The 23,226-nt window shown below is 73.7% G+C and carries 16 protein-coding genes and 1 pseudogene; 9 read left to right on the top strand and 8 right to left on the bottom strand.

Features of this window, described 5'->3' with window-relative positions:
- Nucleotides 1-42 precede the first annotated feature (42 nt).
- Entirely contained in the window at nt 43-1,362 is a 1,320-nt protein-coding gene (gene nhaA, locus ACWEOZ_RS41085; RefSeq protein WP_451916097.1) for a Na+/H+ antiporter NhaA, read from the top strand.
- A gap of 52 nt (nt 1,363-1,414) precedes the next feature.
- Nucleotides 1,415-2,338: an AEC family transporter gene (locus ACWEOZ_RS41080; RefSeq protein WP_451916096.1), complete on the top strand. Its 924-nt coding sequence runs from the start codon at nt 1,415-1,417 to the stop codon at nt 2,336-2,338.
- Nucleotides 2,339-2,345: 7 nt separating this feature from the next.
- Here the strand turns inward: ACWEOZ_RS41080 and ACWEOZ_RS41075 are convergent, their stop codons facing one another.
- Genes ACWEOZ_RS41075 through ACWEOZ_RS41060 form a run of 4 tightly spaced genes read right to left on the bottom strand, consistent with a single transcriptional unit; the run spans nt 2,346 to nt 6,365 of the window.
- Nucleotides 2,346-3,734 carry a sigma-70 family RNA polymerase sigma factor gene (locus ACWEOZ_RS41075; protein WP_451916095.1) on the bottom strand — a complete coding sequence of 463 codons (1,389 nt, stop codon included), beginning with the start codon at nt 3,732-3,734 and terminating at the stop codon, nt 2,346-2,348.
- Nucleotides 3,735-3,793: 59 nt separating this feature from the next.
- Nucleotides 3,794-4,438, bottom strand: a complete 645-nt coding sequence (locus ACWEOZ_RS41070; protein ID WP_451916094.1) for a response regulator transcription factor — start codon at nt 4,436-4,438, stop codon at nt 3,794-3,796.
- Nucleotides 4,429-6,066, bottom strand: coding sequence for a sensor histidine kinase (locus ACWEOZ_RS41065; protein WP_451916093.1), 1,638 nt, complete (start codon nt 6,064-6,066; stop codon nt 4,429-4,431). The genes ACWEOZ_RS41070 and ACWEOZ_RS41065 overlap by 10 nt, the downstream gene beginning before the upstream one ends.
- The gene (locus ACWEOZ_RS41060) at nt 6,045-6,365 is read right to left on the bottom strand and encodes a hypothetical protein (RefSeq protein ID WP_451916092.1); all 321 of its coding nucleotides are present in this window, start codon (nt 6,363-6,365) and stop codon (nt 6,045-6,047) included. The genes ACWEOZ_RS41065 and ACWEOZ_RS41060 overlap by 22 nt, the downstream gene beginning before the upstream one ends.
- Before the next feature lie 138 nt (nt 6,366-6,503).
- Here ACWEOZ_RS41060 and ACWEOZ_RS41055 point away from each other — a divergent pair, with 138 nt between their 5' ends.
- On the top strand, nt 6,504-7,082 hold the full coding sequence (locus ACWEOZ_RS41055; RefSeq protein WP_451916091.1) for a hypothetical protein: 579 nt from the start codon (nt 6,504-6,506) through the stop codon (nt 7,080-7,082).
- Between the two features lie 47 nt (nt 7,083-7,129).
- Here ACWEOZ_RS41055 and ACWEOZ_RS41050 read toward each other — a convergent pair whose 3' ends face one another.
- Nucleotides 7,130-7,693 (bottom strand): AAA family ATPase, encoded by a 564-nt coding sequence (locus ACWEOZ_RS41050; RefSeq protein WP_451916090.1) that lies wholly within the window; start codon nt 7,691-7,693, stop codon nt 7,130-7,132.
- A gap of 21 nt (nt 7,694-7,714) precedes the next feature.
- A complete protein-coding gene (locus ACWEOZ_RS41045; RefSeq protein WP_451916089.1) occupies nt 7,715-9,304 on the bottom strand; it encodes a methyl-accepting chemotaxis protein in 1,590 nt (529 codons plus the stop codon).
- Nucleotides 9,305-9,454: 150 nt separating this feature from the next.
- On the opposite strand from ACWEOZ_RS41045, the gene ACWEOZ_RS41040 reads away from it, so the two are divergent.
- Entirely contained in the window at nt 9,455-12,157 is a 2,703-nt protein-coding gene (locus ACWEOZ_RS41040; protein ID WP_451916088.1) for an ATP-binding protein, read from the top strand.
- Here ACWEOZ_RS41040 and ACWEOZ_RS41035 read toward each other — a convergent pair.
- Nucleotides 12,154-13,380, bottom strand: coding sequence for a sensor histidine kinase (locus ACWEOZ_RS41035; protein ID WP_451916087.1), 1,227 nt, complete (start codon nt 13,378-13,380; stop codon nt 12,154-12,156). The two genes, ACWEOZ_RS41040 and ACWEOZ_RS41035, sit on opposite strands and share 4 nt — an antisense overlap.
- On the bottom strand, nt 13,377-14,024 hold the full coding sequence (locus ACWEOZ_RS41030) for a response regulator transcription factor (protein ID WP_451916086.1): 648 nt from the start codon (nt 14,022-14,024) through the stop codon (nt 13,377-13,379). The genes ACWEOZ_RS41035 and ACWEOZ_RS41030 overlap by 4 nt, the downstream gene beginning before the upstream one ends.
- 116 nt (nt 14,025-14,140) lie before the next feature.
- On the opposite strand from ACWEOZ_RS41030, the gene ACWEOZ_RS41025 reads away from it, so the two are divergent.
- From ACWEOZ_RS41025 to ACWEOZ_RS41005, 5 genes and pseudogenes are all read left to right on the top strand, one after another.
- Nucleotides 14,141-14,785, top strand: coding sequence for a hypothetical protein (locus tag ACWEOZ_RS41025; protein WP_451916085.1), 645 nt, complete (start codon nt 14,141-14,143; stop codon nt 14,783-14,785).
- Complete coding sequence (locus ACWEOZ_RS41020) at nt 14,778-15,857, top strand: peptidoglycan-binding protein (RefSeq protein WP_451916084.1); 1,080 nt, start codon at nt 14,778-14,780, stop codon at nt 15,855-15,857. The genes ACWEOZ_RS41025 and ACWEOZ_RS41020 overlap by 8 nt, the downstream gene beginning before the upstream one ends.
- Nucleotides 15,854-16,558: an ABC transporter ATP-binding protein gene (locus ACWEOZ_RS41015; RefSeq protein ID WP_451916083.1), complete on the top strand. Its 705-nt coding sequence runs from the start codon at nt 15,854-15,856 to the stop codon at nt 16,556-16,558. The genes ACWEOZ_RS41020 and ACWEOZ_RS41015 overlap by 4 nt, the downstream gene beginning before the upstream one ends.
- Nucleotides 16,558-17,742 carry an ABC transporter permease gene (locus tag ACWEOZ_RS41010; RefSeq protein WP_451916082.1) on the top strand — a complete coding sequence of 395 codons (1,185 nt, stop codon included), beginning with the start codon at nt 16,558-16,560 and terminating at the stop codon, nt 17,740-17,742. Before ACWEOZ_RS41015 ends, ACWEOZ_RS41010 begins: the two co-directional genes overlap by 1 nt.
- A 213-nt stretch (nt 17,743-17,955) precedes the next feature.
- Nucleotides 17,956-23,073, top strand: a pseudogene (locus ACWEOZ_RS41005) (ATP-binding protein); the annotation flags it as partial.
- Nucleotides 23,074-23,226: the final 153 nt, after the last annotated feature.

Genomic DNA, 23,226 nt, shown 5'->3' with positions numbered 1-23,226 from the left:
TGGTCGGCAACGTCCGACCCATGCCCGGAAACAGGAGCGCCCATGACGCAGGAACCGCGCCGCGGCCCGCACCTTCTCGGCCGGGGGTCCTGGCCCGAGGCCCGCCGTATCGCCGACATCCTGCGCAAGGAGACCATCGGCGGCATGCTGCTGCTGGCCGGGGCCGTGGCCGCGCTGATCTGGGCGAACTCCCCGTGGGGCGACAGCTATGAGGCCCTGCGCGCCTTCACGGTGGGCCCCGAGGTGCTGCACCTCGACCTGACGATCGCGACGTGGGCCGCCGACGGCCTGCTGGCGATCTTCTTCTTCGTCGCGGGCCTGGAGCTCAAGCGCGAGTTCGTCGCGGGCGACCTGCGCGACCCCCGGCGCGCGGCGGTGCCGATCGCCGCCGCCGTCGGTGGGGTGGTCGTGCCCGCGGTCATCTATGCCCTGGTCAACCTCTCGTCGGGTCAGGGGGAGGGCTGGGCGATCCCGACCGCGACCGACATCGCCTTCGCGCTGGCGGTGCTGGCGGTGATCGGCCGCTGCCTGCCGCAGGCGATGCGGACGTTCCTGCTGACCCTGGCGGTGGTCGACGACCTGCTCGCCATCGTCATCATCGCCGTCTTCTACACCTCGGACCTGTCCGTGCTGCCGCTGCTCGCCATGCTGGTGCCGCTGGCCGCGTTCACCGTGCTGGTGCAGCGGCGGATGCGCTCGTGGTGGCTGCTGCTGCCGCTGGCCTTCGCCACGTGGACGCTGATGCACGCCTCCGGGGTGCACGCCACGGTCGCGGGGGTGCTGCTCGGCTTCGCCGTTCCGGTGCTGCGCAGCCGCCGGGCCGGCGGTCCCGGGGCCGGGCCGGGCCTGGCCGAGCACTTCGAGCACCGGTTCCGGCCGCTGTCCGCGGGCATCGCCGTGCCGATCTTCGCGCTCATGTCGGCCGGCGTCGCGGTCGGCGGGCTCAGCGGCCTGGGTGCCGCCCTCAGCGATCCCGTCGCGGTGGGCATCGTGGCCGGGCTGGTCCTGGGCAAGCCGCTGGGCATCACCGGCGCGACCTGGCTGGTCACCCGGTTCACCCGGGCCCGGCTGGACGCCAGTTTCGCCTGGGTGGACGTGGCCGGGCTGGCCGTGCTCGGCGGCATCGGCTTCACCGTGTCGCTGCTGGTCGGGGAGCTGGCGTTCGGCATCGGCAGCGACCTCGACGACCACGTCAAGGTGGCCGTGCTGACCGGCTCGCTGGCCGCCGCCCTGTCGGCCACGGTCATCCTGCGGATCCGCAACCGCACCTACCGGCGCATCTACGAGGAGGAGAACGTCGACGCCGACCGGGACGACGTCCCCGACGTGTACCAGCGCGACGAGGACGCGACACCGGCGTGACACACTGCTGCAGTTGTGGATCTGATCGAGCGGTGGTCTCCGGGCGGCCCGGGTGCGTGAGGTCGTCACCGGCTTCGCCGTCGTCTGGGCGCTCGTCCTCGTCGGCTACCTGATCGGCCGGTTCGGGCTGCTCGGGGCGGCCGGGCTGGAGACGCTGACCCGGCTCGCGTTCTTCGTCACCGCGCCGGCGCTGCTGTTCGTCACCCTCGCCACGTCCACGATCGGCCGGATCTTCACCGGGGCGCTCGCCGCGTTCGTGCTCAGCACCCTGATCGTCGCCGCGCTGTACGTCACGCTCGCCCGGCTGCTGTGGCGGCGCAGCGTCGCCGAGCTGACTGTCGGCGCGCTCGCCGCCAGCTATGTCAACGCGGGCAACCTGGGGATCCCGATCGCCGCCTACGTGCTCGGTGACGTGGCGTTCATCGCGCCGGTGCTGATGTTCCAGGTGCTGCTGGCCGGCCCGACGGCGCTGGCCGTGCTGGAGGTGGCGACCGGGGAGGAACGGCCGTCGCTGGGCCGGCTGGCGGCGATGCCGGCCCGCAACCCGCTGATGATCGCGTCCGCGGCCGGCATCGCGGTGGCCGTGTCGGGCTGGGACATGCCGCGACCGCTGCTGCAGCCGTTCGTGCTGCTGGGCGGGGCTGCGGTGCCGATGACGCTGCTGGCGCTGGGCATGTCGCTGCGCGGGAGCCGGCCGCTGCGCCCGGGACCGGACGCGCCGGACCGGCTGGCCGCGGTCGTGCTCAAGGCGCTGGTCCATCCGCTGCTGGCGTACCTGATCGGGCGCCATGCCCTCGGGCTGACCGGCCCGGCGCTGCTCGCCGCCGTGGTGACCTCGGCCCTGCCGACCGCGCAGAACATCTTCGTCTTCGCCAGCCGCTACGGCCGCGGTGAGGGTTTCGCCCGGGACACCATCGTGCTGTCGACCGCGGCCGCGGCCGTGACGCTCATCGCGGTGGTCGCCTGGCTGGGCTGAGACCCGGTCAGCCGCGGGACGGACGGACCACGAAGGAGCTGTCGGCGCGGAAGCCCGCGCTGCCGTCGAGCTGGTCGACCCACAGCTCGTCGCCCACGTGGCGCAGGAACCAGCCGGGGTAGTTGGCCGACTCCAGCGTCACCGAACCGGCGGCCAGGCCGGCCCGCGGGCAGAAGGTGGCGTCGCCGTGGAACAGCGCGGTGCCGTCGTCGAAGCCGGCCACCAGCCGCCAGGACGCATGGCGCAGGTGCATCCCATCGGCCGTGCGCAGCGAGAAACAGCCCCGGCCGGCGAGGCCCGGGACGACCTCCAGGGTGGCCCCGGCCGGCGTGAGCACGCCCCGGCCGCCCGACAGCGAGACGAACTGCCCCTTGGCGTTGGCCGCTTCCAGTGCCACCTTCCCGGTCTTCAGCAGCGGGGCCGGGGACGGCGACCCGGCGAGCACCGCGCGGGCCACCGGCGGCAGGCTCGACCAGCCGGCCATGGTGAGCACCAGACCGGCGGCCAGCGCACCGGCGGTCAGTGCGGCGCCGACCGGATGAGCCCGCAGCGCCGCACCCCAGCGACCGATCAGGGAGGTCCGGGTGAACGCCTCGACCGGCACGTGCTCGCTGGTGAGCGTGGCGGGAACGGGCAGCAGGGCGAGCCCGGCGAGCAGTCGCTCGGTCGGCACCAGGCCGTCGCGGACGGGCGCGCAGGTGGGACACGAACGCAGGTGCCGCTCGATGCGCTTGCGCCAGAACGGGCTCGGCACCCCGTCCCAGCCGGCCACGACGGCATTGAGCCGGCCGCAGCCGGGCACGGCGTCGAGTGCGGCGACGATCGAGCGGGCCGTCTCGAGGTGGTCGCGCATGCGCTGCAGCCGTACGCCGGCATGCGCGATCTTGACCCCCAGCGCCACCGCCACGTCGGCCCGGGTGAGCTCACCCACCGTTTCCAGCCACCACAGCGAGAGCACCGTCCGCTCCTCGGCGGACAGCCACCGCCCGGCGTGCATCACCTGCCGCCGCTGCACCGACAGCTCCACCCGCAGCAGGGTGGCGCCCTCGGGCTCCGCGCCGGCGTCCGGCAGCCCGGCCAGCTCGTCGAGGTCCGCGGTGCGGGCCGCGGCGACGCGGCCGCGGGCCAGCTGGGTGCCGATCTGGTGCACCGTGATGGCCGTCAGCCAGGGCCGGAAACTCCGGGCCGAGCGCAGCCCCGGCAGCTGGCGCACCATGCGCAGCATGACCTCCTGCACGACGTCGTCGACGTCGGGATGCCCGCCCAGCGCCTGCCGGGTCAGGTTGTACACCAGCGGCAGGTGGGTGCGGACGAGCTCGTCCAGGGCACCACGGTCACCCGCGCGCGCCGCGAGGACCAGCGCCGGGTCGTTCGTGCGGGACAGCCGGGTCTGCATCGGTCCCAGCATCTGGCCGTGATCGCGGCAAGTCAATGTCCGCTGCGGCCGGTGACGGCTCAGGCACGCAGAAAGGTCAGCACGGCCAGGACGCGCCGGTGCTCGCGATCGTCGGGGATCAGCCCCAGTTTGGTGAAGATGGCGGTGACGTGGGCCTCGACCGTCTTGACCGCCAGGTGCAGGTCAGCCGCCACGGCGGCGTTCGACAGCCCCTGGGCCATCAGCGCCAGCACGGCGCGCTCGCGGTCGGTCAGGGCCCGCAGCGGATCGCGTTCGCGGCGGCGGGCGACCAGGCGGGTCACCAGCTCCGGGTCGATGACGGTCTCGCCCCGGGCCACCTTGCGCACGTCGGTGCCGAACGCGCCGAGGTCGGACACCCGGTCCTTGAGCAGGTAGCCGACACCGCCGTCGAAGTCGGTCATCAGCCGGAGCGCGTGGTGCACCTCGACGTACTGTGAGAGCAGCATCAGGCCGACACCGGGCGCCGCGGCCCGGACGGCGGCGGCGGTGTCGATGCCCTCGGCGGCGTACCCCGGCGGCATCCGCAGGTCGATCACCGCGACGTCCGGCGGGTCGGCCCGGACCCGGGCGAGCAGCCCCGCGCCGTCGCCGGCCTGACCGGTGACGGTGAAACCGACGTCGGTCAGAATCCGGGCCAGGCCCTCGCGGAACAGCACCGCGTCGTCGGCCAGCATCACCCGCACGGGATCACCGTCGCCAGCCGCGTGCCCACCGGTCCGCTGTCCACCGTCAGCCGCGCGCCGAGGGTGGCGAGCCGGTCCGCGAGCCCCTCCAGGCCGCTGCCCGGCACCATCGTGGCGCCACCGACGCCGTCGTCGACCACCTCGACGATGAGCCCGGCCCCGGCCAGTTCGGCCCGCACCGAGGCGAGGGCCGCGCCGGCATGCTTGGCGGTGTTGGTCAGGCCCTCGCTGACCATGAAGTACGCGGTCGCCTCCACCTCCGGGCGCAGCCGGCGGTCGACCGTCACGCCCAGCCGGACCGGCACGGCGGACCGGTCGGCCAGGAACCCCAGCGCTGCCTCCAGCCCGTCCTGGGTGAGCACGGCCGGATGCAGGCCGCGGGCCAGATCGCGCAGCTCCGCGGTGGTCTCGAGCAGTTGGGCGCGGACCGCGGCGGCCCGCCCGGCGACGTCGGCGGCCCCGGCGTCGGAGGCCAGCCGCACGACGGTGCCCAGCTCCATCGCCACGGTGACCAGCCGCTGCTGCACCCCGTCGTGCAGGTCCCGTTCGAGCCGGCGGCGGGCGGCGTCCCCGGCGGTGACCAGGCGCTGCGCCGTCGCCCGCAGCTCCAGCACCAGCCCGGCCTGCGCGGCCAGGTCACCGACCAGCTGCTTCTCCGCAGGCGACAGGGGGTCACCCTTGTGCACCGTGACCGCGCCGCGGAAGCGCCCGTCGTGCATGACCGGCACCGCCACCTTCGCGCCGGGAAGACCGGTCAAGGCCCTTACGCCGGGTGGCAGCGGCACTGTGTCCGGCCAGACGGACACCGCCCGCAGCTCGTCGGGCTGGCCGGTGTAGAGCATGACCTGCCGCGCCCCGACACCGTCGGCGACGGTCCGGCAGATGCCGTCGAGCAACCCGCCGGCCGGTGCGGCCAGCTGGGCGGAGAGCCGGGCGAGCGACTCGTACGGGCCGAGCCGGTGCCCGTGCACGAGCCGGTCGGCGAGCCGCTGGACCCGCCGGCGCAACGGCTCGAAGGCGACGGCCACGACCGCCGTCGCCACCAGGGACAGGACCGTACGGTTGCCGTCGACGAGCCGCCCGACGCCCGTCACCACGGCCACGTAGCCCAGGGTCACGAGCGTCGCCATCGCACCGAACACCAGTGACTTGTTGATCACCGGGTCGATGTCGTAGAGCCGGTACTTGAGGATCGCCGCTCCGGCCGCGACCGCGACCACCGGCATCGTCAGCGTGCCGGGCACGGGGGAGTGCCACACCACCAGGCCCAGCACCATGACCGCGGCGGAGACCGTGACGGCGTACGCGAACCAGCGCAGTTGCCGGGCCTCGTCGCCGCGCGCCCGCCGGAGCCGGACCACCACGCAGAGCACCCAGGTCAGCTGGAACAGCAGGTAACCGGCGGGCCGGGCGACCCGGTAGAACGCGTCGGCGGCGGCGAGACCGGGCAGGCTCAGCGGATGCCCGGCGACCAGGGCGGTACGGGCGTACTCGACCGGCCACAACGCCGACACCGCGGCGAGGACGACACCGACGGCGGCCAGTACGGCGGTGACGGTCCGCCACCCGCGCGACGGCAGCCGTCCGGTGGGAAAGGACATGATGGTCAGGCCGGCGACGACCAGCACGATCGGCAGTGGCCAGACACCGAGCCAGCCGGCCCAGGACGCCTCGGGCAGCGGCCCGGGTGCAGCCCGTACTGGCGTCCGGCGAACATCACCGCGTGGGCGGCGCCGGTCGCGACGAACAACCGGCCCTCTCGGTTGCCGGGGCGCCGGAGCACCACGAACAGCCCGACGGCGGTGAACGACGCCGCGATGAGCCCGTTGTGCAGATTGCCGGCGTGGACGCCGAGGGCGAAACCACCGGCGACCAGCACGGCCACGACGGCACCGGCCGCCGAGCTGAGCGTCGCGGTACGGGTCACCGCCTCATCGTGCCAGCGCGGACCCCCGCCGTGATCAGGGCTGACCCTATGACTTCGCCGGGCCCACCCGGATGTCCCGGCCCGGCGCGCGGACGACGGTGAGGGGTGTCCCGCCGCGCCCAGCTCGAAGGAGCCGCCATGAGGTCCGTGCCCGGATCACCGATCGACCGCCTGCTCACCGCTCTGCTGCTCGTCGCCCCGGTGCTCTATCTGCTCGCCGACGCGCTGTACGCGACCCGCGGCTGGGACGACCCGGCCGCCGGCGTCGTGCACGTCCTGGGGGCCACCGGGTACGCGTTCGTGCTGCTGCGCCTGGTGACCTGGAGCGACGGGGTGACGGCGGCGGTCCTGCTGGTCGTGGGGATGCTCGGGGCGGCGGGGAACGTCGTCTACGGTTTCAACACCATCCACGTGTCGCTGGGCGACACGGACCTGGTCGACGCGACGGGCGCGGCGGCGGGGCTGATCAAGCCGCTCGGGTTGTGTTTCCCGCTGACGCTGCTGGTGGCGGCGTTCGCCCTGCGCCAGGGGCCGCCGCGATGGGTCGTGGCGGGGCTGGCCGTGGCGGGCGTCGTCTGGCCGGTCGCCCACATCGCGAACGTCGGCTGGCTGGCGGTGCTGGTCAACGTCCTGCTGGTGGCGACCTTCGGTGCCATGGCCCGGCCCGCCGGCCGGCGGGCCCCGGTCACCGACCACCCGGTCACCCGGCCCGCCTGACTCCCCGCGCGCCGGCCCGGGCTTGGTGAAATCCCGGGAGAGCGGGCTCAGCCGTCTCCCGCGACGGCCCGGACGATCAGGTCGGCCCGCTGGTCCGGCGGCCCGGCCGGCACGTCCACCAGGGCGAAGCCGTGCTCACGGTAGACCTGCTCGTGGAAACGCTCGAACCGGACCGCATCCGCATAGCTGATCCGGCGGGCCGCCGTCGGGGTGATGAATCCGAGCAGCTGGACGAAGAAGACCCGCGGCCGGTGGACGCCCTCGGCGACGACGCGGGCGACCTCGCTCGCCAACGACGGCGGCACCGGCCGATCGCTGTAGCGGGCGAGCGCGAGCGTGCACAGCGGTGACCGGTCGAAGAACTGGACCGTGGTGCCGGCCGGCGGCGGGAGTTCCTGGCGTTCGTGCTGGAGCTGGGCCACCGCGGCGATGAAGTTCTCCTCGCGCCACGGCTCGGCGCTGCCGTGGGCCTGCTCGCGGGCGATGACGTCGGTGGCCGCCTCGTCGACCACGGCGTAACCGCGCTCGCGCAATATCTGAAGGAGGGTCGACTTGCCGGCCCCGGGCGCCCCGGTGATCACGTACCGTCGCGGGCTGGCGGACGACGGCATGGACCGGACGCTACAACATCGCTAGTAACGGAAGCGCGACACCAGATCCTGCAGTTGCCGGGACATCACGGCCAGCTCGGCGGCGGCCTGGCTGGTCTCGCCGATGGTGTCGGTGGTACGCCGGGTGGCGTCCGAGACCCCGGCGATGGTCGCCGCGATGTTCCCGGCGCCGTCGGCGGCCTCCGAGAGGGTGCGGTTCATCTCCTGGGTGGTGGCCGTCTGTTCCTCCACCGCGGACGCGATCGTCACCTGGATGCCGTTGATCTGCTCGATGATCGCGCTGATCTCGCCGATCGCCGCCACCGCGCCGGAGGTGTCCGACTGGATCGTCTCCACCCGGCGCACGATGTCCTCGGTGGCCTTCGCGGTCTCCTGGGCCAGGTCCTTGACCTCGCTCGCGACCACCGCGAAGCCCTTGCCGGCGTCGCCCGCGCGGGCGGCCTCGATCGTCGCGTTCAGCGCCAGCAGGTTGGTCTGCTCGGCGATCGCGGTGATGACCTTGACCACGGTGGCGATCTCGGTGGACGACTCGCCCAGGCGTGCGACGGTGGCGTTGGTGGCGGCGGCCACCTCGACGGCCTTGGCCGCCACGCCGGTCGCCTCCGAGGTCGACGCGCTGATCTCCCGGATCGAGGCGCCCACGTCCTGCGAGCCGGTGGAGACGATCTGCAGGTTGTTCGAGACCACGTCGGCCGCCGAGGCGACCGACCCGGCCTGCACGGACGCCTCGGCGGCGGCCGAGCCCACCGCTCCGGAGACCGCGGTCAGCTGTACGGCCGAGTTCTGCAGGGTGGTCGCGTTCCCGGCCAGCTGGACGATGTCCTGCCGCAGCCGGCCGATGCCGCGGTCCAGCAGGGCGGCCATCCGGCCCACCTCGTCGCGCTCCCGCACGTCACAGGTACGGGTCAGGTCACCGTCGGCCAGCCCGGCCGCGGCGTGCGAGACGCCGGCCACCGCGCGGCGGACCCGGTTGGCCACCCGCATCCCCAGGTACAGGCTGATGACCACGCCCACCACGAGCAGGATCACGACCGTGCGTACCGCGTCGCTCTTGCGCTGTTCGGCGGCCGCGATCTGGGTGGACACCCGGTCGGAGACGTACTTCTCCACCTGGGCCTGGTCGGCCAGCAGGGCGTCGTGCAGCTCGGTGAACTTGGCCAGCCCGGCGGCCTGCTCGGCCGGCGTGGAGACGCTGGAGACGCCGGTGATGAAGGTCTTGAACGTGTCCCAGTCGGTCTGCATGCGGGTGACCACGGCCTGGCCGGGGGCGTCACTGAGGTTGGCCGCCAGCACCTGCAACCCGGTGTCGATGGCCTGCTGCTGCTCGGCCATCCCCTTGCCGATCTCGGCCGCGATCGCCGGGTACGCCTTCATCGCGCTGGTCGACCCGACGAAGCTCTCCAAATTCTGCCCCACGGCCGAGGACGCCTTCAGCACGGTGAGGTTCTCGCGCTGCGCGGCGATCGAGGTGTCGCTCATCTGGTAGAGGGTCTGCAGCGAGATCGCCGCGATCATCACGCCCATGGCCGTCGCGACCAGCACGGCCGCCCCGATCTTGGTCCGCAGCGAACGATTGTCGAACGCCGAGCCCCACCCGCTGCCACGCGCCACGTTCTCTCCTCGGTCGGTTGCCGCACTGTCCGGTCGCCTTCAGCTTCGGCCAACCTCTCGGGGGCCGTGGGGTTATCGCCGATTCGGCCGGGTGCCGGGCCGTGGGGAGCAATCTCGTCGAGTCCCGGACCCGTATGCGGGCTGGCGGTAATGTCGCTTTCGTCGTTCGGCGGTTCCGGTGCCGCCGTCGTGGGCCGGGAAGTCGCGGGCCGGGAAGTCGAGGCAGCGGTGCCCCGGAAGCTGACGAAGAGCCCGATGCCGCTGCGGTCGTACCTCGGCGCGCTGCTGGCGCTGTTCGTGCTGGCGGCCACCGTCGCGCTGGGCTTCGGCTGGGAGAGCGCCGAGCACGACGGCCTCTCCGCCGCCCGGGCCGACGCCGAGTTCGGTGCGGGCAAGGCCGCCGAGCAGCTCGGGCGCAACCTGGCCGGCGTCCGCTCGAGCGTCGACGCGGTCGCCACCAGCCCGGGCGCCGCCTCCGTGTTCGACGAGCCCGAGGCCTGCCGGCTGTCGTTCTCGCTGGGCGGGCCGCAGGACGGCCACCTCGACGTGCTGCGCGGCGACGGCTCGGTGGTGTGCTCCTCGCAACCGCCGGGGGAGGTCGAGGCGGTCGCGTACCAGGGTGCGTCGTGGGTGGCCGCTGCGGCCCGTACGCCCGGCACGGTCGGACCGGTGACCGACGACCGCACCGGCCGCCCGGCCGTGCTCCTGTCCGCGCCCATGGCCGGACGCGGCATGGTGGTCGCCTTCGTCGACCTGATCGGGCTGGCCGCCGCGGCCGGCGGCACCTTCGGCGGGGCCCGCGGCCTGGAGTTCCTGCTCACTACGGGCGACGGCGCCACCGTCATCACCCGGTGGCCCGACGCCGGCCGCTGGGCCGGCACCGCCGTCCGGGCCAGCGGCTTCACCGGCGGATCCGGCGCCGGCACCGACGTGGCCGGGCTGCGCCGGGTGTACGGGTCCAGCACCGTCCCCGGCCCGGGCTGGCGGGTGTACGCGGGCGCCGACCGGTCCGCCGCCCTGGCCGCAGCGCACCGGCTCGCCCGCCGCCAGGCCGGGATCACCGCCGTGGGACTGCTCGCCGGCCTGCTGGCGACGCTGCTGGTGTACCGCCGGATCACCAGGCCCATCGGCCGGCTGCGCACCGCCGTCCGGGCCGCCGCGACCAGCGGTCACCTCGAGCCCGCGGTCACTGTCACGGGCCCGCGGGAGGTCAGTGATCTCGGCACCGAGTTCGCCGGCCTGCTCGCCGCCGTCGACCGGGAACTGAGGGAGCGGCGCCGGGCCGAGGAGCTGGCCCGCGAGCACGAACGCAACTACCGGCAGCTGTTCGACGCCAACCCGTATCCGATCTACCTGGTCGACGTCGAGACGCTGGCCGTGGTGGCGGTCAACGACGCCGCCGTGCACTACTTCGGCCTGGACCGGGAAGCCCTGCTCAGCGCCGTGGTCACCGACCTCTGCCCGGCTGATGACGCTGCCGCCGTACGGGAAGAGCTGGCCGCGGCCGCGCCGGTCGAACGCTGCCGGGCCCGCCGGCACCGCAAGCACGACGGCAGAGTGACCGAGGTCGAGGTGACCTCCCACCTGACCACCTTCGCCGGGCGCACCGTCCGGTGCGCCGTCGTCGACGACGTCACCGAGCGGCACCACCTGCGCCAGCGGTTGCGCCAGTCGGAACGGCTGGAGAGCCTCGGGCAGCTGGCCGGCGGCATCGCGCACGACTTCAACAACCTGCTCGGCATCATCAACGGCTACGCGGGCATGTCCGCCGCTGACGTCGAGGAGCTGGCGGCCCGCGACCCGGCGTGGGCGCGGCTGCACGACGACCTGCTGCAGATCGTCGCGGCGGGCGACCGGGCCGCGGGCCTCACCCGACAGCTGCTGGCGTTCGCGCGGGCCGACACAGTCGCCGAACTGACCCCGCTGGACCTCAACAGTGTGGTGGCGGACGTGGAGAAGCTGCTGCGCCGCACCCTCGGCGAGGACATCGCGCTGATCACCCGGCTCACCGAGGACCCGGCGCCGGTGCTGGCCGACGTCGGCCGGCTGGAACAGGTGCTGGTCAACGTGGCCGTCAACGCCCGCGACGCGATGCCCCACGGCGGCACCCTGACCATCGACACCGACGCCGTCACGGTCGACGAGCACTACGCGGCGCAGCATCCGGGCGTCCGCACCGGGCAGTACATGCGGCTGGCGGTCAGCGACACCGGCACCGGCATGGACCGGGAGACGCTGGAACGGGCCTTCGAGCCGTTCTTCACCACCAAACCCAAGGGCCAGGGCACCGGGCTCGGGCTGGCCACGATCTACGGCATCATCGCCCAGGCCGGCGGGCACGCCCAGCTGTACTCGGAGCTGGGCCACGGCACGACCATCGCCGCGCTGCTGCCGGTCACCGACCAGCCGGCGGGCCCGGCGGCCCGCACGTCGGCACGGGTACGGCCGGGCGCCGGCGAGACGATCCTGCTGGTGGAGGACGACGAGGGGCTGCGCGCGTTGACCGAGCGGGTCCTGGACCGCAACGGCTACCGGGTCCGGTCGGCGCGCACCGCCGCCGAAGCGCTGACGCTGGCCGCGGCGGCCGACGGGCTGGACCTGCTGCTGACCGACGTGGTGCTGCCCGACATGCCCGGGCCGGACATGGCCGCCACGGTGCACCGGGACCGGCCGGGACTCCGGGTGGTGTACATGTCGGGCTACGCGGAGAGCATCCTGGCGGCGCGCGGCACCCTGCCGGCCGGGGCGGTCCTGCTGCAGAAGCCGGTCAGTGCCCAGCACCTGCTGACGGTCATCGCCCGCGAACTGAGGACCGGCCGGGCCGCGCCCTCCACGGTGGCCGACGGGCTTTAGAGCGTACGAGTGGGCAGGCTGACCGTCACGCTCAGGCCGCCGCCCGGCCTCGCGCCGGCCACCGCCTCCCCGCCGTGCGCGCCCGCGATCGATGCCACGATCGCCAGTCCCAGCCCGAATCCACCGTCCCCGGTCCGCTCCCGCAGCCGCCGGAACGGCTCGAACAGCGTCTCGACCGCCTCCGGCGCGATCACCGGCCCGGTGTTGTCCACCGTCAGCACCGCCCGGCCGTCGGCGCTGGCCGTGCTCACCCACACCGCGCCGCCGGGGACGTTGTAGCGCACCGCGTTGTCCACCAGGTTCGCCGCGAGGTGTTCGAGCAGGATCGGGTCGCCGCTGGTCGGGGCCGGGGCCAGGGAGGTGTGCAGCGTCGCCGGGCCGGGGGTGGGTGCCGCGGCGTCGATCGCGTCCTCGGTGACCGTGGCCAGGTCGACCGCCTCCCGGCCGATCTGGCCGCGGTCGGTGCGGGCCAGGGTGAGCAGCGCGTCGATCAGGGCCTGGGCGTGGGTGACGGCGGTCCGGACGTCGCGGCCCATGCCGATCAGCTCGGCCCGGGTCGGTTCCGGTTTGGCCAGCACCACGTCGACGGCGGTCCGCATGACGGTCAGCGGGGTGCGCAGTTCGTGGCCGGCGTCGGCGATGAAGCGGCGCTGGCCCTCGAACGCCGTCTGCAGCCGGTCCAGCATGGCGTCGAACGTGTCGGCCAGTTCGCGCAGCTCGTCGTGCGGGCCGGTCAACGCCACCCGGGCCGCGAGGTGGTCCTCGGAGGCGTCGCGGGCCGCCGCGGTGATCCGGTGCACCGGGCGCAGCACCCGGCCGGCGACGATCCACCCGGCCACTGCCGCCAGCAGCGTCACCGCCGCGAGCGTGCCCAGTGAATAGCGCAGCAGTTGGTCCAGGGTCGCCTGCTGCTGGGTACTCGCCCCCTCGAGGATGCCCTCCTGGTACGCCGCCTTGCACTTGGCGGCCAGGCCCGGCTCGGCCGTGGCGCCGGTCGTCGCCTTCGCGCACGCCTCGGCGAGCGCGGTCGTGGAGACCACTTTCCCGTCGGCCGAGCTGACCCCGGTCCTGGGATCGCCCGGCTGGGGCAGGTTGCCGGCGAGCAGGCCGTAGGTGATCGCCACCAGGATCATTCCGCAGGCGGCGAAGAGCCCGGTGTACAGCAGGGTGAGCCGGACCCGGACGGTCAGCCGGGGCCGGATCGCACGCCGGGTGGCGGTCACAGGCGGTAGCCCCGGCCGACCACGGTCTCGATCAGCGGCGGGGCGCCGAGCTTGCGTCGCAGCCGGGCCAGGGTCACCGACACGACATTGCTGAACGGGTCCGCGTGGGCGTCCCAGACGTGCTCCAGCAGCTCCTCGGCGCTGACCACCGAGCCGTCGGCGGCCGCCAGCATCTCCAGCACACCGAACTCCTTACGGGTCAGCGACAGGGCCCGCCCGGCCCGGTCGGCCCGGTGCCGGGCCCGGTCCACGGTCAGGTCGCCCCGGCGGACCAGCGGCGGTGCCGAGGGGGTACGGCGGGCCAGCGCCCGGACCCGCGCGACGAGCTCGGGAAAGGCGAACGGCTTGCCGAGGTAGTCGTCGGCGCCCAGCTCCAGCCCGTCGACCCGGTCACCGACCGTGGTGGCCGCCGTCAGCAGCAGGATCCGGGCGCTACCGCCGGTGGCCAGCGACCGGCACACCTGGTCGCCGTGCACCACGGGCAGGTCCCGGTCCAGCACGATCACGTCGTAGTCCGTGCCGGCGGCGCCACCGAGCGCCGCGGCACCGTCGTGCACCACGTCGACTGCCATCCCCGCGTCGCGCAGCCCCTCGCCGATCCGGGTGGCCAGCGTGACGTGGTCCTCGACCACCAGCACGCGCATGCCGACATTGTGCTCCCCGGGACATGACATCGGTCCGACAGCGCGCGTAGCGCTGATGTCATCGGCGGGCCGGTAGACCTGGCGGCGTCCTGCGGATCCGACGAACGGGGTTTGTGATGAAGCGCTACCGGGTGGCCGCCGCGGTCTGTGCCGCGCTGGCCGGTCTCAGCACAGCCGGCGCGTGCAGCGACGAGCCGGCCACGCCCACCGTGCCGCGGCTGGCTGTCGGCGGCAGTGCCGGCACCGGTGAGGGAACGGGTGAACAGCAGAATCCGAACGCGGTCGGTGGTGACAGCAGCGCCAGACGCCGGGCCAGGTTGCACGCCGCAGCTCAGTGCATCCGGGAGCACGGCGCGCCGCGCTACCAGGATCCGCTGCTGACCGCGGACGGCTACGTCTACACCGACGACGTTGCGCTGCGCGACGTGGAGCAGCCACAGATGACCGCGATCGAGGCGGCGTGCGGTGACCTCATCCGGGCGGCGACGTTCTCGATGCGGGACCAGGGCCCGCCGCCGCCCAGGCTGATCCAGGCGGGCGTCAAGTCGGCGCAGTGCCTGCGTGCGAACGGCCTGCCCAAGGTCAAGGACCCCACGGTCGACAGCCGGTTCGCGCCGGGCAAGGGGTTCGGGCTCGATCCGGCCGGCATCCCGGCCGGGGGCAAACAGGACCCGACCGTACGGCGGGCGCTGGAGGCGTGTCGCAGCGTCCTGGACGAGGAGGCGGCGATGTCGAGTCTCGGGAACCTCGGCAATGCGTAGGCGGGCCGTCCTCAGCGGGGCCGCGCTGGTGGTGGCCGGTACCGCCGGCGCAGGCTGGTGGCTGCGCGACGCTCCGGCGGCGCCCGCCACTGCCGGGGTGCCGACCGGCACAGCGACGGTGACCCGTACCGACCTGTCCACGACGACCCGGGTCCCCGGGACGCTCGGCTACACCGGCTCGTACGCCGTGTACTGGCCGCAGGCCGGTGGCACGGTGACGTGGATGCCGGAGCCGGGCCGGGTGATCAGGCGCGGCGATCGGGTGTTCGCGGTGGACAACCGGCCGGTCCGGCTCTTCTACGGCGACCGGCCCGCCTGGCGGCCGCTGGGCCTCGGCGTCACCGCCGGGCCGGACGTGCGGGCCGTGGAGCGGAACCTCGTCGCGCTCGGGCACGCCACGACGGCCCGGCTCACCGTCGACGGCACGTTCACCGCGGCGACCGCCGCCGCGCTGCGCCGCTGGCAGCGGGCGACGCATCAGCCGGTCACCGGCCGGCTGGCGCTGGGCGCGGTCACCATCCAGCCCGGACAGTTGCGGGTCACGACCGTTACCGCGCGGGTCGGCGGGCCGGTGGCCGGCGAGACCGGGAGCGCGGTGCTGTCCGGTACGTCGCCGACGGTAGGGGTGACCCTGGCGGTGCCGGTGACCGACAGCCATCTCATCCGTCTGCGCGACGCCGTCACCGTCACCCTCCCCGACGGAGACACGGTGCCCGGCCGGGTCAGCCAGCTGTCCACCGTGGCGTCGGCGCCGAGTGAGCAGGAGGTCGGCCGCGGCAACGAGATGCCGTCGGTGGCGGCCACGGTCACCCTCGGCCGCCAGGTCGCCGGGGCGCGGTTCGACCAGGCGCCGGTCGAGGTCGGCGTGGTCAACGGGTCGGCCCGGGGGGTGCTGGCCGTACCGGTCACCGCGCTGGTCGCGCTGGCCGGCGGCGGGTACGGCCTCTACCTGCTCGACGGCGGCACCCGGCAGCTGATCGGGGTCACCCCGGGCCTGTTCTCCGACACCCTGGTCCAGGTCGAGGGGGCCGGCCTGCGCGAGGGCGCCACGGTGGAGGTGCCGGCGACATGACCGCCGCCCTGGAGCTCTCCGCGGTGAGCAAGGTGTATCCGCCACCGTCCACCGTCACCGCGCTCGCCGACATCGACCTCGTCGTCGGCGCGGGCGAGACGGTGGCCGTCACCGGCGCCTCCGGTGCCGGCAAGTCCACGCTGCTGAGCATCCTCGGCACCCTGGAACGTCCCACCAGCGGTACGGTCCGGATCGCCGGCACCGACACCTCCGCGCTGTCCGATCCGAGGCTGTCCGAGGTCCGCGCCACCAGCCTGGGCTTCGTCTTCCAGCAGTTCTATCTGCTGGAGCACCTCAGCGTGCTCGACAACGTGGCGACCGGGCTGCTGTACCGCGGCATGCCGCCCGCCGCCCGGCGGGCGCACGCCGCCGAGGCGCTGGCCCAGGTCGGTCTGGCCGGCCGGATCCGGCACCGCGCCGGGCAGCTGTCCGGCGGTGAACGGCAACGGGTCGCTATCGCCCGCGCGGTCGTGGGCCGGCCGGCCGTGCTGCTGGCCGACGAACCGACCGGCAACCTCGACTCGGTCACCGGCGCCGGCATCACCGAGCTGCTCGCCGGGCTCGCCGGCGACGCCACCACCGTCGTCCTGATCACCCACAACGCCGACGTCGCCGCGGCCATGCGGCGGCAGGTGCACCTGCGCGACGGCCGGATCGTCGCCGACAGCGGGCCCCGGCCGGCGTCCGGAGAGGACTCCTGATGGCCTCGCACCTGCGGCTGCCCGACGCGATCACGCTGGCCACCGTCGGACTGCGGGCCCGGCGGGTGCGCTCGGCGCTGTCCGCCCTCGGGATCGCCATCGCGATCGCGGCAGTGGTCGCCGTGCTCGGCATCGCCGAGTCGGCCAAGGCCGACCTGATCACCCAGCTCGGCGAACAGGGCAACATGCTGACCGTGGCGTCCGGACAGTCGGTCGACGGACGCGAGGTGCCGCTGCCGGTCACCGCCGAGCCGATGATCGCCCGCATCCCGCCGGTCCGGACGGTCACGGCCGTGGGCAGCGTCCGCAACGTGACCGTACGGCGTAGCGCGGCAATCCCGGCCGAGCAGACCGGCGGCATGAACGTGCTCGCCGCGCAGCCCTCCCTGCCGGCCGCCGTCTCGGCACAACTGCTGCTCGGCCGCTACCTCGATCCGGCGGCGGACCGGTACCCGCTGACCGTGCTGGGCCACGAGGCGGCCCGGATCCTGGGCATCGGCTCCCTGGCTGTCCCGACGCAGGTCTACCTCGGCGAGCACCACTTCACCGTGATCGGTGTGCTGGCGCCGGTGGCGGTCGCGCCGGAGCTCGACGTCGCGGCGCTGATCAGCTTCCGCAACGCCGAGGAGATGTTCGGGCGTACCGGCGGGCCGAGCCGCATCTACCTGCGCGCCGACCCGGACCAGGTGGCCGCGGTGGCATCCGTGCTCACCGCCACCACCGTCCCGGACGGTGACCAGGACGTCCAGGTCCGCCGCCCGTCGGACCTGCTGGTCGCGCGGATCGCGGCCAAGGGCACCTTCGTCGGACTGTTCCTCGGGCTGGGCAGCATCGCCCTGCTGATCGCCGGGGTCGGCATCGCCAACATCATGGTGATCTCGGTGCTGGAACGCCGCGGCGAGATCGGTCTGCGCCGCGCGCTGGGCGCCCGCCGCCGGCACGTCGCCGCGCAGTTCCTGCTGGAGTCGACGCTGCTGGCGGCGATCGGGGGAGTACTCGGGATCGCGCTGGGCGTGCTGGCCACCGCGGTGGCCGCGCGTCTCGGCGGTGATCCGGTGGCGATACCACCGGCCGGGCTCGCGGCCGGCCTCGGCGCGGCGCTGCTGGTCGGTGCGCTGGCCGGGCTGTACCCGGCGGCCCGGGCGGCCCGACTCTCCCCGGCGGAGGCTTTACGCACCCTGTGACGCCCCGAGTCCAAGCGCTTTTGTGGGGTTCCCACAAAAGCCGGGCTCCGGCATGCGTGATCCCGGCATTGTTGTACCCGTCGGTAATCAAGCAGGGTAGAGATCAGGTGGAGGCGGCGCTCCGGGACCCGGACGTCGCCTTCTGTGCGTTGTGCTTGGGAGGCTCAGCCGGTGTTCAGTCGTGTCGCCATCGTCAACCGTGGAGAGGCCGCGATGCGGCTCATCCACGCTGTCCGGGATCTTTCTGCCGAAACCGGGACGCGGATCGAGACGATCGCCCTCTACACCGATGCCGATCGCACCGCGACCTTCGTCCGCGAGGCCGACCACGCGTACCTGCTGGGTCCGGCCGCCGCGCGCCCCTATCTCGATCTCGCCGTGCTGGAGCGGGCGCTGGTGGAGACCCGGGCCGACGCGGCCTGGGTCGGCTGGGGCTTCGTCGCCGAGGACCCGGCGTTCGCCGAGCTCTGCGAGAAGGTCGGGGTCACCTTCGTCGGGCCCAGCGCGGACGCGATGCGCAAGCTCGGCGACAAGATCGGCGCCAAGCTCATCGCCGAGGAGGTCGGCGTCCCGGTCGCGCCGTGGAGCCGCGGCGAGGTCGCCACGCTCTCCGACGCCCTGCGCGCCGGGGACCGGATCGGGTATCCGCTGATGCTCAAGGCCACCGCGGGGGGCGGCGGGCGCGGCATCCGGATGGTCGCCTCGGGCGAGGACCTGGCCGACGCGTACGAGCGCACCAGCCAGGAGGCGTTGCGCGCGTTCGGCTCCGGTGTCGTCTTCCTGGAGCGCCTGGTCACCGGCGCCCGCCACGTCGAGGTGCAGGTCATCGCCGACGGGCAGGGCACCGCGTGGGCGCTGGGGGTGCGCGACTGCTCGGTGCAGCGGCGCAACCAGAAGGTCATCGAGGAGTCGGCCTCCCCGGTGCTCTCGCCGGAGCAGACCGCCGAGCTCAAGACCTCGGCCGAGCGGCTGGCCGTGGCGGTCGGTTACCGCGGCGCCTGCACTGTCGAGTTCCTCTACCACCCGGGCGAGAAGCTGTTCGCCTTCCTGGAGGTCAACACCCGGCTGCAGGTCGAGCACCCGATCACCGAGCTCACCACCGGCACCGACCTGGTCCGGCTGCAGCTGCACGTGGCCGGGGGCGGGCGCCTGACCGGCCCGCAGCCGGCCGAGTCCGGCCATGCCGTCGAGGCCCGGCTGAACGCCGAGGACCCGGACCGCGACTTCGCCCCGTCACCGGGCCGCATCGCCCGGCTGGTGCTGCCGGCCGGGCCCGGCATCCGCGTGGACACCGGCGTCAGCGAGGGCGACACCATCCCGGCCGACTTCGACTCGATGATTGCCAAGATCATCGCGTACGGCCGGGACCGCGCCGAGGCGCTGGGCCGGCTGCGCCGGGCGATGGCCGAGACCACCGTCATCATCGAGGGCGGCACCACCAACAAGAGCTTCGTGCTCGACCTGCTCGACCAGCCCGAGGTCATCGACGCCAGCGCCGACACCGGCTGGATCGACCGGGTCCGCGCGCAGGGCCGGCTGGTCAGCCACCGGCACTCGGCGATCGCCCTGGCCGTGGCCGCGATCGAGGCGTACCAGGACGAGGAGGAGGTCAGCCGGCAGCGCCTGCTGGCCACCGCGCACGGCGGCCGGCCCCAGGTGCAGCACGAGATCGCCCGCCCGCTCGACCTCAAGCTGCGCGGCTCGTCCTATCGGGTGAGTGTCGCCCGGGTCGGCCGGCAGCGTTTCCGGGTCGGCATCTCGGGCGGCGGCGACATGCACCCGGCCGACGTCGAGGTGGAACGCTTCGACGCGCACAGCGGCCGGGTCGTGGTCAACGGCCACCGGTTCCGGCTGGTGTCGGCCACCCACGGCCCGATCCACCTGGTCGAGGTCGACGGGGTGACCCACCGGGTCAGCCGCGACGAGGGCGGCGTCGTGCGTTCGCCCGCCCCCGCGCTGGTGGTGGCCACGCCGCTGGCCGTCGGGGACGAGGTCGAGGCCGGTGCGCCGATCCTGGTGCTGGAGAGCATGAAGATGGAGACGGTGCTGCGGGCGCCGTTCCGGGCCCGGGTGCGCGAGTGCCCGGTGTCGGTGGGCAGCCAGGTCGAGACCGGAACGCCGCTGATGCGCCTGGAGCCGCTGGCCGAGGAGGGCGCCGAGGCGCAGGCCGCGGGGGCCGGGGAGACCGTCGAGGTGGACCTGCCCGGCGAGCCCGCGGACGTGTCCGCCGCCGACCGCGTCGAGCGGGGCCTGCAGGATCTGCGCAGCCTGCTGCTGGGCTTCGACGCCGACCCGCGTGACCGCAAGCGCCTGCTGACCGGCTATCTGACCGCCCGGGCCGAGCTCGGCGGTCAGCCGCTGGCCGGTGAGCTGACCGTGCTGACCGTCTTCGCCGACCTGTCGGAGCTGAGCCGCAACAAGCCGGCCGGTGATGTGGAGGTCGAGCCGGGCAGCCCGGTGCACAGCCCCCGCGAGTACTTCCACAGCTACCTGCAGAGCCTGGACGTCGAGCGCGCCGGGGTCACCGAGGCGTTCCAGGTCAAGCTCCGGCAGATGCTGGCCCACTACGGCGTCGACGACCTGGACCGGACGCCGGAGCTCGAGGCCGCGGTCTTCCGGATCTTCCTGGCCCAGCAGCGCATGTCCACCGACGTCGCCGTGGTCTCGGAGCTGCTGCGGCAGTGGCTGGCCGGGCCGCCGCCGGCCGAATCGCTGAGCGAGCGGGCCGGGCTCACCCTGGAACACCTCGTGGAGGCCACCCAGGTGCGGTTCCCCGCGGTGGCCGACCTGGCCCGCGGGGTGGTGTTCCGCTGGTTCGTCCAGCCGCTGCTGCGCCGCAACCGCGCCAAGGTCTACGCCGCGGTCCGCGAGGAGCTGCGCTACCTGGACACCAACCCGGAGGCAGCCGACCGCGCGGAACGCATCCAGGCCATGGTGGCCAGCGCGGAACCGCTGGTGCGGCTGATCGGGCAGCGCATGGGCCGGCCCGGCCGCGACCACGCCGCCCTGCTGGAGGTGCTGACCCGCCGCTACTACGGCAACCGCGGGCTGTCCGAGGTGACCGCGCGCGACATCGCGGGCTGCCGGTTCGTCACCGCCGTGCACACCGGCTCGGAACGGGTGACCCGCGTGGTCACCACCGCCGTGGACATCGCCGCCCTGCCGGACGCCCTCGACGCGGTCGGCACGCTCGCCGCCGACGTCACCGAGCGCGGCCTGGTCGCCGACCTCTACGTCACCTGGGAGGACCAGCCGGACGCCGACGCGATGGCGGTCCGGCTCGGTGAGCTGCTCGCGGTGTGCAGCCTGCCCGCCGGCGTGCGCCGGATCACCACGACCGTCGCCGGCACCAGCGGCGCGGTCATGCACCACCACTTCACCTTCCGGCCCGACGGCGCCGGCTTCGCCGAGGACAGGCTGATCCGGGGTCTGCACCCGCAGATCGCGCGGCGCCTGCAGTTGCAGCGGCTGCGCGAGTTCGACCTCACCCGGCTGCCGTCGGCGGACGAGGAGATCTACCTGTTCAAGGCGGTCGCCAAGAGCAACCCGGCCGACGAGCGGCTGTTCGCGATGGGTCAGGTCCGCGACCTGACGCCGCTGCGTGAGGCCGACGGCCGGCTGGTGGCGCTGCCCGCGGTGGAGGACGCGATCACGGCCGGCCTGGACGCGATCCGCAACATCCAGGCCCAGCGCCCGCCGAACAAGCGGTTCGACACCAACCGGATCATGATGTACGTCTGGCCGGCCACCGAGCTCACCAGCGACGAGCTGAACGCCCTGGTCCAGCGCATCCTGCCGACCTCGGCCGGGGCCGGACTGGAGGAGGTCCAGTTCGTGGCCCGCCAGCGCAACGCCGCGGGCGAGCTGACCGAGGTGGCCGTGCGCATCACCCTGGATCCGGGCAACGGCGCGCAGCTGCACGTGGACAAGCCGTCGACCGAGCCGGTGCAGCCGCTGGACGACTACCGGCAGAAGGTGCTGCGGGCGGCCCGGCGCGGCAACATCTACCCGTACGAGCTGACCGGGCTGCTCGCCGGGCCACAGGGCAGTTTCGTCGAGCACGACCTGGACGACAACGGCGTGCTCGTGCCGGTGGACCGGCCCCGGGGCCGCAACACCGCGGCGATCGTGGCCGGCGTCGTCACCACCCCGACCGAGCGGTACGCCGAGGGCGTCACCCGGGTCGTGCTGCTCGGTGACCCGACCAAGGCCCTGGGCGCACTGTCCGAGCCGGAGTGCTCCCGGGTGATCGCCGCGCTGGACCTGGCCGAGCGGATGCGGGTGCCGCTGGAGTGGTTCGCGCTGTCGGCCGGCGCGCGCATCTCGATGACCTCCGGCACCGAGAACATGGACTGGGTCGCGGCCGCGCTCAAGCGGATCGTCACGTTCACCCAGCAGGGCGGCGAGATCAACATCGTGGTCGCGGGCATCAACGTGGGCGCCCAGCCGTACTGGAACGCCGAGGCGACGATGCTCATGCACACCAAGGGCGTCCTGGTGATGACGCCGGACTCGGCGATGGTGCTCACCGGTAAGCAGTCGCTGGACTTCTCCGGCGGGGTGTCGGCCGAGGACAACTTCGGCATCGGCGGCTACGACCGGGTGATGGGCCCGAACGGCCAGGCGCAGTACTGGGCGCCCAGCCTGCCGGCGGCCCGCGACGTGCTGATGGCGCACTACGACCACACGTACGTCCTGCCGGGCGAGAGCGGGCCGCGCAAGGCGCGTACGGACGACCCGGTGGACCGTGACGTGTCGTCGTTCCCGCACACGTTCCCCGGCAGTGACTTCGCCACCGTCGGGCAGATCTTCTCCACCGAGCACAACCCGGACCGCAAGAAGCCGTTCGACATCCGTACGGTGATGCGTGCCCTGGCCGACCAGGACCACCCGGTGCTGGAACGCTGGGCCGGCATGGCCGACGCGGAGACGTCCGCGGTGCAGGACGTGCACCTCGGCGGGTGGCCGGTCTGCCTGATCGGCATCGAGTCGCGGTCGGTGCCGCGGCGCGGCTTCCCGCCCACCGACGGCCCGGACACCTATACGGCGGGCACGCTGTTCCCGCGCTCGTCGAAGAAGACCGCCCGGGCGATCAACGCGGCGTCCGGCAACCGGCCGGTGGTGGTGCTGGCCAACCTGTCCGGCTTCGACGGCTCCCCGGAGTCGATGCGCAAGCTGCAGCTGGAGTACGGCGCCGAGATCGGCCGGGCGATCGTCAACTTCGAGGGCCCGATCGTGTTCTGCGTGATCTCGCGCTACCACGGCGGCGCGTTCGTGGTGTTCTCCAAGGCGCTGAACCCGACCATGACCGTGCTGGCGCTGGAGGGCTCGTTCGCCTCGGTGCTCGGCGGTGCCCCGGCGGCGGCTGTGGTGTTCTCCGGTGAGGTGAAACCTGGTGTGGCCCGGCGTCTCCCTGGCGCTGCTGGCCATCTCCGCGGTCGCGATCGGCGGCATCTACCCGCTGGCGGTGCAGAACTTCCAGGT

The sequence above is a fragment of the Actinoplanes sp. NPDC004185 genome (assembly GCF_053603475.1).
Note: the sequence above shows the minus strand (reverse complement) of the source record. Positions and strands in the feature narration are given on the sequence as shown.

Coding starts and splice junctions, on each gene's coding strand:
- ACWEOZ_RS41040 (WP_451916088.1), top strand. CDS start 9,455: ATGTCGCTTTCGTCGTTCGGCGGTTCCGGTGCCGCCGTCGTGGGCCGG.
- ACWEOZ_RS41075 (WP_451916095.1), bottom strand. CDS start 3,734: ATGCAGACCCGGCTGTCCCGCACGAACGACCCGGCGCTGGTCCTCGCG.
- ACWEOZ_RS41015 (WP_451916083.1), top strand. CDS start 15,854: ATGACCGCCGCCCTGGAGCTCTCCGCGGTGAGCAAGGTGTATCCGCCA.
- ACWEOZ_RS41010 (WP_451916082.1), top strand. CDS start 16,558: ATGGCCTCGCACCTGCGGCTGCCCGACGCGATCACGCTGGCCACCGTC.
- ACWEOZ_RS41030 (WP_451916086.1), bottom strand. CDS start 14,024: ATGCGCGTGCTGGTGGTCGAGGACCACGTCACGCTGGCCACCCGGATC.
- ACWEOZ_RS41050 (WP_451916090.1), bottom strand. CDS start 7,693: ATGCCGTCGTCCGCCAGCCCGCGACGGTACGTGATCACCGGGGCGCCC.
- ACWEOZ_RS41055 (WP_451916091.1), top strand. CDS start 6,504: ATGAGGTCCGTGCCCGGATCACCGATCGACCGCCTGCTCACCGCTCTG.
- ACWEOZ_RS41020 (WP_451916084.1), top strand. CDS start 14,778: ATGCGTAGGCGGGCCGTCCTCAGCGGGGCCGCGCTGGTGGTGGCCGGT.
- ACWEOZ_RS41025 (WP_451916085.1), top strand. CDS start 14,141: ATGAAGCGCTACCGGGTGGCCGCCGCGGTCTGTGCCGCGCTGGCCGGT.
- nhaA (WP_451916097.1), top strand. CDS start 43: ATGACGCAGGAACCGCGCCGCGGCCCGCACCTTCTCGGCCGGGGGTCC.